General features: G+C 67.7%; 13 protein-coding genes. 3 read left to right on the forward strand and 10 right to left on the reverse strand.

What is annotated here, in order from left to right; all coding sequences use genetic code 11:
- Nucleotides 1-3: 3 nt before the first annotated feature.
- A complete protein-coding gene (locus ACM1PE_RS10775) occupies nucleotides 4-558 on the forward strand; it encodes a YSC84-related protein (RefSeq protein ID WP_419343249.1) in 555 nt (184 codons plus the stop codon).
- Between the two features lie 23 nt (nucleotides 559-581).
- Here ACM1PE_RS10775 and ACM1PE_RS10780 read toward each other — a convergent pair whose 3' ends face one another.
- On the reverse strand, nucleotides 582-1,562 hold the full coding sequence (locus ACM1PE_RS10780) for a Bug family tripartite tricarboxylate transporter substrate binding protein (RefSeq protein WP_419343250.1): 981 nt from the start codon (nucleotides 1,560-1,562) through the stop codon (nucleotides 582-584).
- A gap of 14 nt (nucleotides 1,563-1,576) precedes the next feature.
- The gene (locus tag ACM1PE_RS10785; RefSeq protein ID WP_306632771.1) at nucleotides 1,577-2,998 is read right to left on the reverse strand and encodes a M20 family metallopeptidase; all 1,422 of its coding nucleotides are present in this window, start codon (nucleotides 2,996-2,998) and stop codon (nucleotides 1,577-1,579) included.
- A 113-nt stretch (nucleotides 2,999-3,111) separates the two neighbouring features.
- On the opposite strand from ACM1PE_RS10785, the gene ACM1PE_RS10790 reads away from it, so the two are divergent.
- On the forward strand, nucleotides 3,112-4,023 hold the full coding sequence (locus ACM1PE_RS10790) for a LysR family transcriptional regulator (RefSeq protein ID WP_059379643.1): 912 nt from the start codon (nucleotides 3,112-3,114) through the stop codon (nucleotides 4,021-4,023).
- Nucleotides 4,024-4,056: 33 nt separating this feature from the next.
- Here the strand turns inward: ACM1PE_RS10790 and ACM1PE_RS10795 are convergent, their stop codons facing one another.
- The 6 genes from ACM1PE_RS10795 to ACM1PE_RS10820 all read right to left on the reverse strand — a co-directional run bounded on the left by ACM1PE_RS10795 (nucleotide 4,057) and on the right by ACM1PE_RS10820 (nucleotide 10,649).
- The gene (locus tag ACM1PE_RS10795; protein ID WP_059379644.1) at nucleotides 4,057-5,031 is read right to left on the reverse strand and encodes a Bug family tripartite tricarboxylate transporter substrate binding protein; all 975 of its coding nucleotides are present in this window, start codon (nucleotides 5,029-5,031) and stop codon (nucleotides 4,057-4,059) included.
- A gap of 114 nt (nucleotides 5,032-5,145) precedes the next feature.
- Nucleotides 5,146-6,294, reverse strand: a complete 1,149-nt coding sequence (locus ACM1PE_RS10800; protein WP_419343252.1) for an FAD-dependent monooxygenase — start codon at nucleotides 6,292-6,294, stop codon at nucleotides 5,146-5,148.
- Nucleotides 6,291-6,767: an acyl-CoA thioesterase gene (locus ACM1PE_RS10805; protein WP_419343253.1), complete on the reverse strand. Its 477-nt coding sequence runs from the start codon at nucleotides 6,765-6,767 to the stop codon at nucleotides 6,291-6,293. The genes ACM1PE_RS10800 and ACM1PE_RS10805 overlap by 4 nt, the downstream gene beginning before the upstream one ends.
- The gene (locus ACM1PE_RS10810) at nucleotides 6,754-8,442 is read right to left on the reverse strand and encodes an AMP-binding protein (RefSeq protein WP_059379647.1); all 1,689 of its coding nucleotides are present in this window, start codon (nucleotides 8,440-8,442) and stop codon (nucleotides 6,754-6,756) included. Before ACM1PE_RS10810 ends, ACM1PE_RS10805 begins: the two co-directional genes overlap by 14 nt.
- A gap of 24 nt (nucleotides 8,443-8,466) precedes the next feature.
- On the reverse strand, nucleotides 8,467-9,366 hold the full coding sequence (locus tag ACM1PE_RS10815) for a VOC family protein (protein WP_419343255.1): 900 nt from the start codon (nucleotides 9,364-9,366) through the stop codon (nucleotides 8,467-8,469).
- 23 nt (nucleotides 9,367-9,389) lie between these two features.
- Complete coding sequence (locus ACM1PE_RS10820; RefSeq protein WP_419343256.1) at nucleotides 9,390-10,649, reverse strand: alpha/beta hydrolase; 1,260 nt, start codon at nucleotides 10,647-10,649, stop codon at nucleotides 9,390-9,392.
- 219 nt (nucleotides 10,650-10,868) lie between these two features.
- Here ACM1PE_RS10820 and ACM1PE_RS10825 point away from each other — a divergent pair, with 219 nt between their 5' ends.
- Nucleotides 10,869-11,579 (forward strand): TetR/AcrR family transcriptional regulator, encoded by a 711-nt coding sequence (locus ACM1PE_RS10825; protein WP_059379650.1) that lies wholly within the window; start codon nucleotides 10,869-10,871, stop codon nucleotides 11,577-11,579.
- Nucleotides 11,580-11,598: 19 nt separating this feature from the next.
- On the opposite strand, the gene ACM1PE_RS10830 is transcribed toward ACM1PE_RS10825, so the two are convergent.
- Both ACM1PE_RS10830 and ACM1PE_RS10835 read right to left on the reverse strand, forming a co-directional pair.
- Complete coding sequence (locus ACM1PE_RS10830; protein WP_059379651.1) at nucleotides 11,599-13,365, reverse strand: hypothetical protein; 1,767 nt, start codon at nucleotides 13,363-13,365, stop codon at nucleotides 11,599-11,601.
- Nucleotides 13,366-13,755: a hypothetical protein gene (locus ACM1PE_RS10835; RefSeq protein ID WP_059379652.1), complete on the reverse strand. Its 390-nt coding sequence runs from the start codon at nucleotides 13,753-13,755 to the stop codon at nucleotides 13,366-13,368. It abuts the gene before it with no gap.
- Nucleotides 13,756-13,873 lie beyond the last annotated feature (118 nt).

A 13,873-nucleotide genomic window follows, 5' to 3' on the forward strand; every position in this document is an offset into this window, starting at 1 on the left:
CCTATGAGTATCCGCGGCTGGCTTTGGGCCAGCCTTTTTTTGTGGGTTGCCTGTTTCTTCCTCGCGCCGCAGGCCAGGGCGGAGTCCGCGGCAGAGCTCAGCCGGGAAGCGCGGGGTGCGCTGGATCGCCTCTACCAGCAGGAACCCAAGACGCGTTTACTGGGCGACAAGGCGGTGGGCGTGCTGGTGTTCCCCCGCATCCTGAAGGGGGGGCTGCTGGTCGGCGCGGAAACCGGCGACGGCGCGCTCATGCGCGGCGGCAAGGTCCAGGCCTACTACAACATATCGGCGGTGTCGTTCGGTCTTCAGGCCGGCGCTCAGGAGTTCAGCTATGCGCTGTTCTTCATGAATGAGCCGGCGCTGCGGTACCTGGACCAGAGCGACGGCTGGTCGCTCGGCGCCGGCCCCAGCCTGGTCGTGGTGGACGACAGCTATGCCGCCAGCATTACCACCACCACCCTTAGCCAGGACGTATATGCCGTGCCATTCGGCGGACAGGGACTGATGGCGGGCATGGGCCTGGAAGGGTCCAAGATCACCCGCACCCAACCGGACTGAGGCCAGGCGTCAGCCCGCCGCGGCTAGTCCAGGGTGATGCCGGCGCGGGCCGCCACTTCAGAAAAGGTGCGCAGTTCCTTCGTGATCTGCGCCTTGAAGGCCGGGGCGGGCAGATACACGGGATCGAGCGCCAGGTCGGCCACCGATTTGCGCACCTGCGGGTCTTCCATGATTTCCGCCACGGCGCGGCTCAGGGTGTCCACCACGGGGGCCGGCGTGCGCGCCGGCGCCACCAGCGCGTACCAGCCCACGAAGGAAACGTCCGCCATGCCGGCCTCCGCGAAAGTCGGCACATCGGGCAGTTGCGGCATGCGGCGTTCGCCCGTCACGGCCAGCGCGCGGATCTTGCCGGCGCGGACCTGCGGCGCGGCGGAGGACACGGTGTCCACGCCCAGGTCGACCTCGCCGCCTATCATGGCCGTGACCAACTGCGCGCTGCCCTTGTAGGGCACCGGCAACATCTTGGCGCCCGCGGCCTCGGCGTACATCTCGCCGGCCAGGTGCGGCGCGGACCCGGGACCGAAGGTGCCGTACATCAGGCCGCCCTTGGCGCTTTGCTGCCGGGCCAGCGCCGCCGCTTCCTGCACGGTGCCGGCCGCCAGGCCGTTCTTGGCCAGCAGCACCACGGGCGCCATGGCGACGATGGCGATGTGTTCGTAGCTCTTTTGCGGATCGTAGGGCAGGCCGGGCTTGAGCGCCGGCAGCACGGTATAGGTGGTGCTGCCCGACAGCATCAGGGTGTAGCCGTCAGGCTGCGCGCGCGCCGCCGCTTCCGCGCCGATCACGGTGGATGCGCCCGGGCGGTTTTCCACGATGACCGGCTGGCCGAACTTGCCGGACAGCTTGTTGGCCAGCAGCCGCGCCACGGCGTCTGTCGCGCCGCCCGGCGTGAAGGGCACGACGATCTTGATCGCCTGTTCGGGATAGGCGGCATGGGCGCCGCCCGCATGCGCGGCGGCGGCAAGGCTTGCGGCTACGAAGGCGGCGCGGAGTTTGACGTTCATGTCGGAGATCCCGGTCACTTGGTGTTGGAAGACGGAGTTGCGGCCGCCAGGCGCAGGGCGCTGCCCTGGTCGCCCAGGTCCCAGAACAGGCCGGCCATGATGGCCAACCCCTCGCGGGCGACGCTGCCCAGCAGGTGTTCGTTGGGTGCGTGCTGGGCGCAGGCGGGATAGGAATGCGGCACCCACAAGGTGGGCAGGCCCAGCTGGTCGGCGAAGATGTCGTTGGGCAGGGAACCGCCCAGGTTCGGCAACAGCGCCGGCCGCTTGCCGGTGCTGCGTTCCAGCGAGGCCGCGGCCCAACGCACCCAGGGATTGTCGGGCGACAGGCGGGTGGCGCCGGCCTGCATGCCGATGCGCACTTGCACGTCCTCGAAGCCCGCCGCGCGCAGATGCTCCTTTACATGCGTTTCCAGCGCCCGCCAGTCCGTGCCCACCACGAATCGCAGCTGGCACCAGGCCACGGCTTCGGGCGGGATGGCGTTGACCGGCTTGGCCGGATCGCCGGCGCCAAAGGTCAGGACGTCCAGGCTGTTCCAGCCGAACACTTTTTCGGGCGCGCTCAGCCCGGGTTCGCCCCACCAGGCGTTGATGTCGGGGTCGTCCTCGCCGCCGCCGACTTCCAGGTCGGCCAGCGCCTCGGCCACCGCGTCCGGGATGGGGGGCGGACGCAGGCCGGGCACGGTGATGCGGCCGCGCGCGTCCACCAGCGTGGCGATGGCATGCGCCAACACGATGGCGGGGTTGGCCAGCAGGCCGCCCCAGTTGCCCGAGTGATAGCCGCGTTCGCGCGCACGCAGCTTCAATTCGAAGTTCACCGCGCCGCGCGAGCCCATGAACAGGGTGGGACGCCGGGCGCTCAGGCGCGGGCCGTCGCTGGCGATGAACACGTCCGCCGCCAGGGCCTCGCGCTGCGCCTCGCAGAAGGCGGCCAGTCCGGGCGAACCCGCTTCCTCGCCGGTTTCGATCAGCCAGATCGCGTTGAAGCCCAGCGCGCCGCCGCGCGCGGCGATGACCTGGCGCAAGGCTTCCAGGTTGATGCTGTGCTGGCCCTTGTTGTCGGCGGTGCCGCGCCCGTACCAGCGGTCACCCTCGACCTGCAGGCGCCAGGGATCGCGGCCGGCTTCCCAACGGGCGGCATTGCCGCGCACCACGTCGCCATGGCCGTACATCAGCACCGTGGGCAGGCCGGCCTGCTCGATGCGCCGCGCCACCAGGATGGGCAGGTCGGCGCCCGAGGGATTGGGATGCACCTCGCAGGCGAAGCCCAGCTCCTTGAGCAAGGGCAGCAGTTCTTCATTGAGGTAGGCATGCTGGGCCGGCGCCTGGTCGGGCACTTCGCTTTCCGTCGCGTAGGCGACGCGACGGGCCAGCGCGGCATGCAGGTCGCCATTGTCGTAGGCTTGAACGGCTTGGAGCAGGGCTTGTTCGCGTGTCACTTGGGCGGCTGGGATGCTGAGGGAGGCACAAAGTTATTACGCTTCATAACATGCCACAATTAGATAATTAGCATTCTTTCGTTGCCATAAAGGCATGGGTAAGAGGGGCCGTCATGATTTCGCTGGGCTTGAGGTACTTCCTGGAGGTCGCGCGCTGCGGCTCCATCGCGGGCGCCGCGGCGGCGCAGCACGTGGCGGCCTCGGCCGTCAGCAGGCAGATCGCCAAGCTGGAGGACGGGCTGGGCATCGCGCTGTTCGAGCGGCAGGCGCGCGGCATGGAACTGAGCGAGGCCGGCCGCCAACTGGCGGCGTACGCCAATGCCGCCGCGCTGGAAGCCGAGCGCGTCACCACCGAGATCCGCCAGCGCAGCCACCTGGGCGACGTGACCATACGCCTGGCCTGCACCGAGGGTTTCGCCCACCGATTCCTGCCCATGTGCATGGCCGAGTTCAAGCGGGTGCGGCCCGAGGCCCGCTTCCATCTGCATGTGGAGCGCCCCGAGGAGGTCAGCCGCCAGATCCTGGAAGGCCTGTCGCAGCTGGCGCTGCGCTACACCACCGCGCAGGACGACCGGCTCAAGACCGAATTGCTGGTGCGCGCGCCGGTCTATGCGGTCATGTGCCGCAACCATCCGCTGGCCAGCCGCCGCAGCCTGAGCGTGCGCGACCTGACCAAGGTGCCGCTGTCGCTGGGCGACCATGGCACCACCGTGCGGCAGCTGTTCGACGCGGCCTGCGCCAATGCCGGGCTGCATATCGAGCCGGCCTATGTGTCCAATCATTCCGCGGCCTTCCTGCCCATGCTGCCGGGCAGCGACATCGTGGCGCTGTCGGGCTACCTGACGATGCTGGGACAGCGCGACGGCGAGGGCTTGGCGGCGGTGCCGTTCAGCAATCCGGAAATGCGGCAGCGGAGCATCCAGGTCCTGACCTTGCAGGGCCGGACCTTGCCGGCGCTGGCGCGCGAATTCCTGGAGTTCATGGCGCAGCGGCTGACGGCCACTCCCAAGGCGCCGGAAGGGTAGCGGGGCCGCCGCGGGCAGCCCCGGGACGGTGCCTCAGTCCAGCGAGATATTGGCCTCTTTGACCACTGCCGCAAAGCGCGCCGAATCGGCGTCGCGGGCCTGGGCCAGCGCGGCGGCGTCCTGCGGCCAGGCGTCGAAGCCATAGGTTTCGAAGCGTTTGCGCACGGCGGGCGTGACCACGGCCTGGGCGATGGCGGCGTTGATGCGCTTGACCACGGCATCCGGCGTGCCCTTGGGCGCGAAGGCCGCGACCCAGGTCTTCAACTCGAAGTCCTTGGGGCCGCCGGCCTCGCTGACCGTGGGCACGTCCGCGTAGGAACCCAGGCGGGACGGCGCCGCCAGCGCCAGCAGCTTGACGCGCTTGGCCTGGTACAGGTTCTGCACCGTGGCCGCCGTGCCGAAAGCCCAATCGACCTCGCCATTGGCCACCGCCGTGTAGAGCTGGGCCAGGTCCTTGAAGGGCACGTGCGTCATGCTGGTCTGCGTGGCGGTCTGGAACATGGAGGTGCCCACGTGCGCCACGCTGCCCATGCCCCAGGTGCCGTAGGTCAGCTTGCCGGGCTGGGCCTTGGCCGCCGCGATCAGGTCGGTGACGTTGTTCCAGGGGGACGAGGCCGACACCACCATGAAGAAATGCGTGGTGTAGATCGGCGCCACCGGGACGAAATCCTTGACCGGATCGAAGGGCAGGCTGCGGTAGAGCTGTGGTTGCAGCGTCATGTGGGTGTTGTCCACCACCGCCAGCGAGTAGCCGTCGGGCGTGGCGCGCTTGACCTCGCCGATCGCCAGCCAGCCGTTGGCGCCAGGCTTGTTCTCGACGATGAGCGGCTGCTTCCAGGCCGCCGTGAGCTGTTCGCCCAGCATGCGGGCGACGGCGTCGGGGCCGCTGCCCACCGAATAGGGCAGCACGATGCGCACCGGCCGTTCGGGGTACTTGTCGGATTGGGCCTGTGCCGAGGCGCAGGCCAGGGCGCCAGTCAGCGCCAGGCACCAAAGAGTATTTTTCATGTCTCCTCCACTTTCCATGGATGGTTTTTGCGGCGCTTCCCCGCGCCGCTTATCGTTGAGGCCGCAAGCGCGGGTGCGCCGCGGCCGGGTACTCACAACAAAACAGTGCGCCGCTCAGGACACGGCCGCCGCCTCCGGGTGCAGCGCCTCGTGGGCCGCGGCGAAGCCCGGATCGCGCTGGCGCAGGTCGTCGTGGCTGACCTGGCCCGTGCGGCGCATGTAGTCGTAGGCGAAGGACACCGGGTCCAGGTGCATCTTGTCGGCCACGTTCTCGTACCAGTCCAGGCTGCGCGCGGCGGCGCTCTGGAAGTTGGACGAAGCCGGGCGGCGCTGCGCCTCGAAGTGCGTGAACGCGGCCTGCGTGTCGTCGGGATGCTGCGTGAGGCCTTGATGCAGCGCGATCGCGTCCTGCATCGCCATGCGGGTGCCGGAGCCGAGCGAGAAATGCACGGTGCGCAACGCGTCGCCAAGCAGGACGATGTTGCGGTGCGACCAGCGCTCATTGCGCACGATGTTGGCCTCGAACCAGAGCGAACGGTTGCCCAGCAGTTCGTTGGCGCCCAGGTCGGCGCGGAAAACTTCTGCGCAATAGCGGCGGCTTGCGTCCTCGCTGGCCGCGTCCAGGCCGGCGCGTTGCCAGGTGTCCGGGTCCACTTCCACCAGGAAGGTGCTGAGGTCCTTGCTGTACTGGTAGCTGTGCGCGATGAAGATGCCGTGGTCCGTTTCGCGGAAGATCAGCGACACCGGATGAAAGCGCTGGCGCGTGCCGTACCAGGCGAACTTGTTGCGGCGGCGTTCGAAGCTCGGCCGGAAGTGTTCGGCGTACTGCTTGCGCACGGCGCTGTTGCTGCCGTCGGCGGCCACCACCATGTCCACTTCCGCGGCCAGCCGCTCCACGTCGTCGATCCGCTGTTCGTGCAGGATCTTGACGCCCGCTTCCAGGCAGGCGCGCTCCAGGACTTCCAGCATGTCGATGCGGGCCGTGCGCGAGAAATGGTTGCCCTGGACCTGGACGCGGGCGCCCTGATGGATGATTTCCATGTAGTCGCAGCGTTCGTGGTGCGCGACGAAGGCCTTGAAGAATTCCGGGTCGGCTTCGCGCAGGAAGGACAGGCCGATGTCCGAGAACACCACGCCCCAGCCGTAGGTGGCGCCGCGCGGGTTCCGTTCGTACACGGTGATTTCATGCTGCGGCGCATGCTTCTTGGCGAGCAGCGAAAAGTACAGGCCGGCGGGGCCGGCTCCGATGACGGCGATCTTCATTTGGCTTCACTCCTGTTTGCTTCGGCCTGCGCGCAGGCTTGCTGATATGACTGCAGCGCGCCGCGCAGCGCGGCGGGCACTTCGATGCCGCGCCGTTCGCCGCGCGCCACGCAGATCGGGGTCAGCCTGGCGTCGAACGCCGGCTGGCCGCGCACGCTGCCGGCCACGTGCAGGGTGTAGGTGCGGGTGCGGATTTCCTCGACCCTGACGCACATGTCGAATTCCTCGTCGGGCCACAGCGAGGCCTGGAAGTCGAAGGACAGCGCGCGCGTCGGCGTGCCGAAGCCGTGCTCATCCTTGATGCGCTGCGGCGTGCCGTTGAACAGGTGGCCGTAGAACAGTTCGGCCGCTGACAGCACGTATTCGCCAAAAGTGACGGTGTAGACCACGCCGGCGGGATCGCAGTCGCCCCATTTGACGCGGCGGCGCACGATGAAAGGCGTTTCGCTCAAGACGTATTCAGTGCTGGTCATTGCCGTTCTCCCGGGCCTTTGCGGCTTCCTGATTGAGCATTTCCGCGACGCTATGGCGCAGGGCGGCCTTGTCGAGCTTGCCGACCTTGGTGACGGGGAAGGCTTCGATCTGCTCGATGCGTTCGGGGCATTTGTATTTGGCGAGCCCCTGGCCCGTGAGGAAGTCCGCCAGTTCCGTCAGGCTGGGCGCCGCGTGGCCAGGCCGGACGATGATGAAGATGCAGCCTTTCTCCCCGTAGAAGGGGTCGGGCATGGCCACCAGGCGCGCTTCGGAAATCGCGGGATGCGCGCCGACCAGCGCCTCGACTTCCTCGCAGCCGATCTTCTCGCCGCCGCGGTTGATGTTGTCGCGCAGGCGGCCTTCGAAGGCGTAGCAGGTTGCGCCATCGACCACGCGCGCCGTCATCATGTCGCCGGTGCGGTAATAGCCGTCCGAGGTATAGGCCGAGGCGTTCGCCGCCGGGGCATCGAAGAATCCGGGCAGCGTGGCGGGGCCGCGGAAGCAGAGTTCGCCCATCTGGCCTTCGGCCACTGGTTCCTCGGTGCCGGGCGCCAGCAGGCGGATGTCGTCCTCGGGGCAGCCCGAGCGGCCTTGCGTATGGTGCCGCTCGTACTCGGACGCGTCGGCGGGCGAGCCCAGCAGCAATCCTTCCGTGATACCGAACAGGTTGGAGCAGGGCACGTTCAGATGCGCTTCGAGGCGGTCCGCGGCGCTCATGGTGATGAACAGGCGCAAGGAGGACAGGTCGTAGTTCGCCAGGTCGGGAAAGGCCATGATCTGCGGCGCTATCGGCCCGATGGACATGGCGCGGGTGACGCGGTGGCGTTCGATCAGCTCCAGCATGCGCGGCACGTCGACCCGCGGCATCAGCACCGCGGACACGCCCATGGCGATGACGGGGATCAGCACATAGACCTGGGCCGCGTTGTGCAGCAGGGGCAGCGCCCAGATGATGCGGTCGTCGTCCTGCATCTTGTAGCGCCGGGCGCAGGCCAGCGAATGGCCCAGATACTCGGCGTGGAAGCGCGGGATGATCTTGGGCATGCCGGTCGTGCCGCCCGACAGCTGGAAGCTCAGCACGTCCTCGCAGCCGGGTCCCTGGTCCGCCAGGATGAGGCGGGCCTCGGCCAGCGGCATCGCATCGAGCAGGGCATGCAGGGACTCGCCATGCGGCGAGTCGCCGCGCGCCACGACCAGGTGTTCCAGCGTGTCGCTGGCGGCCAGCATGCCGGCGGCAAAGGCCGGCAGATCGAACTTGCCGAAGTCGGCCTGCACGAAATAGCCGCGGGCGCGGGTCTGGCGCGAGAGCTGGCCGATCTCCAGTTCGCGGTGCTGCGGCAACGAACAGACCGGGACGATCCCTGCCTTGTAGCAGGCCAGCAAGGCCAGCGCGGTTTCCAGCGTGGTGCCCATCTGGAAGATGGCGCGGTCCGCGGGCGCCAGGCCCAGCTTCAGCAAGGCGGCGGCCAGCCGGTCGGTCTGTTCGTCCAGTTCGCGAAAGCTCAGGCTGCCTTCGTCGATGATCAGCGCGGTGCGTTCGGGGCAGCGCCGGGCCGTGGCGTGCAGCGCCGCGCCCACGGTCGAATGCTCCCAGGCGCCGCTGGCGAAATACTGGCGGGCGCGCTCGGGGTGGTGGTAGATCACGCCCTCTATGGGGTGGCGTATATCTCGCATGATGGTCTCCTCCTGGCCCGTGTCTCAGTGGCGCGCGGCCGAGATCCGGACGCGGTCCCGATCCAATACGTCGATCGTGCCGCTGACGCCGCCGGTGAACAAGCCATACCAGACGGCGGGCTTGAGCCCCAGGGCCTTGCGCTGGAACTCCAGCGGGCCGTCGGAAACGATGCAGTCGAAATGCTCGCCCGGCACCACGGTGCAGTTTTCGCGTCCCGAGGCGTCCTCGACCAGGGACGAAAACTCCTCGACGCGCGGCACGAAGATCCGCACGGGCGGCTCGGCGCCGCCATCGGCCAGCTCCAGCCTGTCTTGCAGCAGCGCCGCCTTGCGCGCCCAGACGTCGTCGATGTGCCGGATGCGTCCGCCAGCCGATTCCGCATCGGCTTCGGCCTGCATGGCCGCCTGCAGCGTCAAGGCGGCGTCGATCGCGTCGACTTCGCCCAGGGGCCGCAGCTTGCGTGTGAATTCGATGAAATAGCCGTTGGGATCGCGTACGTAGATGGATTCGATCACTTCATGGCGGGTTTCGACCGAGACTTCCAGCCCGGCATCCTGCAGCTTCTGCTTCCAGGCCTTGAGCTCGTCCTCGCTTTCCACCAGCCAGGCGGTATGCGTGGCGTCGAACACATGGTCTTCGGGCAGCGGCCGCATGCGGCTGCGTCCGCGCAGCGCTTCGGGTTCGTCCGAGCCCAGGTAATAGAAGAACGCGATGGTGCTGCCCTGGCCGCTGTCGAAGAAGAAATGCAGGAAGTCCGGGTGCGTGGCGGGACCCCAGCCGCGCGCCGAGATCACATGCACCAGCGGCAGGCCGAGGATGTCGCGGTAGAAGGCGACCGTTTGGCGCAGGCGCCAGGTGGGCCGCGCCGTATGGTCCACGCCGTGCAGGCGCAGGGGGGCGGGGGGCTTGGGAGTTGCGGTCATGACTTGCTCCGTCGGCATTCGGATTACAGGAAACGTTGGCGCAGCCAGGCGGCCAGTTCGCGGCCGGCCGCGTAGCGCCCGGGTTCTTCGCCTTCGACCAGCGCGCGGCCGTGGTGGTCGCCGCGGATGCGCAGGTGGGTCTTGTCCGGCGCGGGGATGGCGTCGTGGATGGCGCGCACGTCGGAAGGGAAACAGGCCTGGTCGCCGGTGTATTCGACGATCAGGGTGGGCTGATTGATGCCGCCGGCGGTGCGCGCCATGCTGGCGTTGGAAGACAGGCCGGACCAGGTCGACAGCCAGCTCTCGGGCGTGCAGAAGCGGGCGAAGCCGACGGCGCCATAGTTCGACGCGTAGGGATCCTTGCCCCACAGCGAGCCCGGGTGGCGGTCGGAAGGATCCAGGCTGAGGTCCAGGCAGCGCAGGTCGGCGTCGGTGCGCCAGACCACCAGCACCGGCGTGTGCGCGGCCTGGCGGCGGCGTGCGGCGGATGTGTCGGCGCCGCTCTTGAGGTCGGCGCGGGCCGCCAGGCGGTCGGCGATCATCTGCCGCGCCTGCGCGTCCAGGCGCGCCACGCGGTCGCGCTGCGCCTGGCGGTAGCGGGCGACGAACTCCGGCGCATAGCGCGCCTGGCCCTTGGGCCGGTAGCCGTTCTCGGGCGCCAGCGGATCCAGGTCCGGCGCCGCCGATAGCGCGTCGTTCTCGTCGGCGACAGAGGGGTCGATGCAATTCAGCAGCAGCGGACCCTGGCCCGGATGCGGACCCACCAGCACCAGGCCATGCACCTCGGGCATGTCCAGTTCATCCAGCCCGCTGGGCTTGCCGCCCGGGGTGCGGGCGACGCGCTCGCCGGCGGGCAGGCCGGCCTGCTGCGCATAGAACGCGTACAGGCCGGCGCCGCCGGAATTGCCCAGCAGCACGATCTTCTTGAAACCCTGCTCGCGCAGGAAGCGCAGGCCGGCGGCCACGTCCTGCAGCGCCTGTTCGTGTTCCAGCCTGAGATCGTTGCCGACCGAGCGCGCGCCTTGCGACCACGCCGCAAGACCGGCGCCGACGATGTCGGGGATCAGGTAGTGGCAGGCCATGAACTCGCGCGGATGCATCACGCAGACCACGGTGTCGGGACGGGGGCCGGCCGGCTGGTACAGCGATCCGGAGGTGGCGGCGCCGTCCGCGGTGCGCAGCACGACGTTGCGGGTCGAGGCGCCGGCGGGCAGGTCGCGCGGATTCCAATCGGTGTTGAGAAAGCCGGCGGTGATCTGGCTGGAGGGGGCGGCGGTAGTCACATTCGTCTCCTGTGGCGATGGTCCTGAGACCTCGGTTTGACGTATTAGACGAATATTTGACTTTAGTGTCAATTAAATTTAAAAAACTGACAGTAGCGTCAAAAATTAGGGACTCAGCCGCGGGAGAACGCCGGCGGGCGCGGGTTGGGGACGTAAACGCGCATGCCATAATTTCGGGACGGGGCCGTCCCGAACGGTCCATTCGAGGAACATCGCAACGTGAACGACGCAAGCACCAAGGGAGCGCTGAAGGGCGAAGCGCTGCGCACCGCCATACTCGACGCCGCCGCCACGCTATTCATCAAGCGCGGCAGCGGCGGCACCAGCATCCAGGACATCGCCGAATCCCTGGGCCTGAGCCGCACCGCGGTCTACTACTACTTCAAGAGCAAGGACGAGATCCTGCGCTCGTTGACCGAGGACGTGCTGAGCGCGGCCAAGAAAATGGCCGGCGAGACCGCCACCCGCGAGGACCTGGATCCAGTCGAGGCGCTGCGCGCGCTGGTCACGCGGCATGCCGACCTGATCCTGTCGCGCACCGCCGAGTTCCGCGTGGCCGACCGGACCGAGGCCGACATGACGCCCAAGCAGCGCGCCGCGGTGCAGGCGTCGCGCCGCAACGTGCTGGAGAACTTCAGCCGCGTCATCGAAAACGGCATCCGCGACGGCCAATTCCGCATGGTCGATCCGCACGTCGCCGCCTTCAGCCTCATCGGCATGTGCAACTGGTCGGCGTGGTGGTACAAGCCCGACGGCCGCCTGAGCCGCGCCGAAGTCGCGGCCATCATGGCCGACATGGCGGTGCAGTCATTGCTGCGCGACGCCTCCCGGCGTCCGAGGTCGCCGGACGTAAGCGAGTCCTTGCGGCTGGTGCGCGAGGATCTGGATTATCTGGAGAAGCTGGTGCTGCCGGGCGGGCAGCTGCCCTGATTGGCGTGGGCGGCTTGCGTCAGAGAAAGACCCTGCGCTTGCCCTCATGGATCAAGGGCAGTCCGTGGGCGGCCTGGGCCTGGGAGAGTCGCGCGGTGACTTCATCGAAGTCCATTTCCCGATGCTGCAGCAAGGCCCGAATGCAGGTCTCGTCCGAGGTCCAGGACTGGATCAGTCCCAAGGCCGCCATTGCGTTCACATGGCTTCCTTCTTCGTCCAGGATCTGCCAGAGTCCGTCGGTGCGCAACGTTTTCAGGCAGGCGTCCAGATGGGCGTCGACCACGAAGCGCATCGCATGGTTGAAGTAGAAGTGTTCGGCCAGGCGCGCGACCGCGCCCGGCCGCAGCAGCGGTTCGTCGCGCAAGCCGGCGTGCATGCGCAGATAGGAGCCCAGGATTTCCCGCCGGTCGTGGTCGCCGAGGACGATGCGGATCGCCTGCGTGAGCGTTTCCTGTTGCGTGGCGGAAACGCGGTCCCCGAAGAGCGCGAACAGGGCGCCCTTGTCGTCCACGCACACCAGCGCGATCTCGTACTCGTCGGGCAGGTAGTAGAGCGCCAACGAGGCCGGGTTGCGGCCGTCGGGTTTGCGCTTGGGCCGGGCGGTTGCGGAGAAGACGGGATCGCCGTTCGCATAGACCGTGCATCTGCCGTCCGCGCCTGTTTCGCATTCCACCTGATCTACCCGCAAGCACACGATGGCGCGGTGCAACAGGTGCGCCCAGATCCTGAGCAGGCGCTGCAGGTCAGCCGGATCCACCTTGTCGATACCCGTTGCCGCCCGGTCCAGCGCCGCGCCGAACTCGCGGATCGCATGTAGTTTTTCCGCCCGCGTCATGCCTTTGAGGTCGGGCCCCTTCAGATCCTTCAAGCCGGGTGCGATGGCGCGCAAACGCTGGTAAAGGCGCCAGTTGACGTCCTCGACCAACTGATCGTCCAGGTAGATGCAGCGGCCGTGGCCCTCCAGGTCGGAGTACTTCTCCAGCGCTTCCTCCATTTCCGCTACGCGCTGCTCCAGATCCGGCGCCGACAACAGCTTGAGGCGCTCGTTCAGATGGCTGGCAAGGCCGTCGAAGGCTTGCGTGCCGTGCAGCGCCTGCGCGCCGGCGTCGAGCAGCTTGTCCACGAATCCCGCGTCGTCGAAGACCAGATTGCGCAGGTACAGCAGAAACAGGTCGGCGTCGGCCAGGCGGGGGGAGGCCTTGCGCGCCTGCATCCACAGGTTCTTCACGCTGAGATAACCCAGCAGATAGCCGCCGTTGCGGCTGCTCATGGCCTGCACCAGCAATCCGCTCTTGCTGCGCAGGGCTTGGTCGGACAGGCGGTATTCGATCAGCCGGTGGCGCAGCGCGTCGATGACGTCCGCCGCCGTCTCGTCTTCTTCAGGGGGAAACAGACGTCCCAGCATGGCCAGCGTGCCGGACAGGACCGGAGAGGGCCCGGGATAGACGTCGAACTGCGCGAACATGGCCATGCCTTCCAGCAGCGGCTCCAGCAGCGCGCGCGCGAACTCCACCGTGTCCCACTGCGCCAGCACGATGTCATCGGCATAGAGCGGAAACAGGGGAGAGGCCGCCAGATGTTCTTGCGACTCCAGGCTGAGTTCGGCCAGCGCGCGGCCGACGCAACCAGACAGGCACCAATGGTGCGTCAGTTCATGCAGGACCGTGGGCAGGAGCGCGCGCGGCAGCTTGCCATGCATGGCCCATTTCACGTACTCGCGCACCGGGCTGTCGCAGACGAACACCGTGTTGGTGTCCGGGTCCATCTGGCCGGCGGCCGGCCGCATTCATTGCTCCTTGGCGGGCGTAGACACGTTGGAAAATGCGGCCTGGAGTTCCTTGAGGACCTCTGCCTTGATTTCGTCCTCGGATCGGCCGGTCAGTTCCAACTTGCGTACCAGGCGGTTGCCTTCGGCAGTCTCGATCACAAGGTGGTCGCGCAGCGTCACCTTCCTTCCGCCCTTGGCCAGCCAGATGGCCAGCACGACGCCGGCGGCGTTGATGGTGGCCAGCGAAATGCTGACGATGGCGGTGAGCGTATCGAGTTCGCCCAGGCGTCCATCCGCCGGCCGCGTCTCCACGAAACGCACGGCATCGGCCCCCATCAATTTGGCAAGTTCACGCCGGTCCAGCTCCGTCAAGTGGTCGATCCGCAGTTGCAGGGCTTCGGGTGCCATGGAGGGACTCCGGCCGTGGAGGGAAATGCATTGTTTATCCGCTGGTTCGGGCTTGTCCATCGTGCGGAAGGACCGGTTTTTTTACACTGCCCGGCGGTATTCGCGGCCTTCGCGTCCG

Origin of the sequence: Achromobacter sp. PD1 (assembly GCF_048541815.1) — a bacterium.
Classification (GTDB): Bacteria; Pseudomonadota; Gammaproteobacteria; order Burkholderiales; family Burkholderiaceae_B; genus Achromobacter; species Achromobacter bronchisepticus_A.

Coding starts and splice junctions, on each gene's coding strand:
- ACM1PE_RS10775 (WP_419343249.1), top strand. CDS start 4: ATGAGTATCCGCGGCTGGCTTTGGGCCAGCCTTTTTTTGTGGGTTGCC.
- ACM1PE_RS10780 (WP_419343250.1), bottom strand. CDS start 1,562: ATGAACGTCAAACTCCGCGCCGCCTTCGTAGCCGCAAGCCTTGCCGCC.
- ACM1PE_RS10790 (WP_059379643.1), top strand. CDS start 3,112: ATGATTTCGCTGGGCTTGAGGTACTTCCTGGAGGTCGCGCGCTGCGGC.
- ACM1PE_RS10795 (WP_059379644.1), bottom strand. CDS start 5,031: ATGAAAAATACTCTTTGGTGCCTGGCGCTGACTGGCGCCCTGGCCTGC.
- ACM1PE_RS10800 (WP_419343252.1), bottom strand. CDS start 6,294: ATGAAGATCGCCGTCATCGGAGCCGGCCCCGCCGGCCTGTACTTTTCG.
- ACM1PE_RS10805 (WP_419343253.1), bottom strand. CDS start 6,767: ATGACCAGCACTGAATACGTCTTGAGCGAAACGCCTTTCATCGTGCGC.
- ACM1PE_RS10810 (WP_059379647.1), bottom strand. CDS start 8,442: ATGCGAGATATACGCCACCCCATAGAGGGCGTGATCTACCACCACCCC.
- ACM1PE_RS10815 (WP_419343255.1), bottom strand. CDS start 9,366: ATGACCGCAACTCCCAAGCCCCCCGCCCCCCTGCGCCTGCACGGCGTG.
- ACM1PE_RS10830 (WP_059379651.1), bottom strand. CDS start 13,365: ATGCGGCCGGCCGCCGGCCAGATGGACCCGGACACCAACACGGTGTTC.
- ACM1PE_RS10835 (WP_059379652.1), bottom strand. CDS start 13,755: ATGGCACCCGAAGCCCTGCAACTGCGGATCGACCACTTGACGGAGCTG.